Here is a 1,397-nt window from a genome sequence, read left to right on the forward strand (position 1 = left end):
GTGACGGTGGTGGCTGCCGGGGCAGTGCTCGGCACCAGGTTTTCGAAATTGCCACCGGTGGCGGTGGAGATGGTCGCCTGGACCGTGCCGGTGTCTTTGTAAACGTCATCGGCAGGGGCGGCGACGCTCACGCTGCCAGTGGTCGCGCCTGCAGCGATGGTGATCACGGCCCCGTTGCTCAAGGTCACGGTGACTGGCGTGCCCGCCGGATTGGTCAGGGTCGCGGTGTACAGAATCTGACCACCTTCGGCCACTTCGGTGGACGCCGACAGGCTCAGGCCGGTGTCGTCTTTCGAATCGGTGATGGTGGTGAGTGCCGGCTCGGTGCTCGGGGTCAGTTGTTCGAAATTACCGCCGGTGGTGCCGGTGATCGTGGTGCTGACGGTGCTGCCGTTGTTGTAGACGTCATTGGCCGGGGTATCGACGGTCACGCTGCCGGTGGTTTTGCCCGCTTCGATGGTAATGACCGAGCCATTGCTCAAGGTCACGGTCATCGGCGTGCCAGCCGGGTTGGTCAGGGTGGCGGTGTAAGTGATCTGGCCGCCTTCGACAACGGTGCCGGTGGCGCTGAGGCTCAGGCCGGTRYTGTCGATCGAGTCGGTAATGGTGGTGACGGCCGGCGTGGTGCTCGGTACGAGGTTCTCGAARTTGCCACCGGTSGYRCCRGTGATCGTGGTGCTGACGGTGCTGCCGTTGTTGTAGACGTCATTGGCCGGGGTTTCGACGTTCACGGAACCGGTGGTTTTTCCGGCTTCGATGGTGATGGTCGARCCGTTGGACAGGGTMACGGTGACCGGCGTCTGCGCCGGGTTGGTCAGGGTGGCGGTGTAGGTGATCTGGCCACCTTCAGTGACGCTTGAACCCGCTGTCAGCGTAACGGTAGTGGTGTCGACGGTGTCGGTGACCTGGGTCACGGCCGGAGCAGTCGGCGGGGTGACCACGATACCGCTGCCACCCGTGGTGCCAGTGACGGTCACGTCGATTTGGGTCGGATCGTTATAAACAGTGTCGTTCGGCGCCAGAGGAACGTTGACGGTACCGGTAGTCTGGCCGGCTGTGATCACGATCACCGCGCCGTTGGACAGGGTGATGGTCAGGTCGGTCAGCGGTGCCTGGGTCAGGGTCGCGGTGTAAACCAGTACACCACCGGCCTCGGTGATGGTCGGCGTGGCGCTCAGGCTCAGGGTCGATTCGCGCAGAGCATTGGAGCTGGTATTGGCGGTCTGGCCGCCAGTGGTGTTTTGTGTTGCCAAAGCCGCAGTGGCGAGGCCTGCGGTAGGGAAGCCAATGGTCGGGTCGACCCGGGCAGCGGTTGCCTCCAGAGCCACGAAGCTGTGGCCGCCACCGGCAGAGCCGCCCGCGCTTGCGGCGGTCGGGCCGGCAGCAGTGGCTTCAAG

The 1,397-nt window shown here is 64.3% G+C and carries 1 protein-coding gene; it reads right to left on the minus strand.

Going from position 1 to position 1,397, the window contains the following annotated elements; all coding sequences use genetic code 11:
• Nucleotides 1-1,397, minus strand: a 1,397-nt coding sequence (locus tag AC1DLB_RS30025; protein ID WP_477786285.1) for an immunoglobulin-like domain-containing protein, incomplete at both ends; no start/stop codon positions are given.

The organism is Pseudomonas sp. 05N434 (assembly GCF_056396965.1).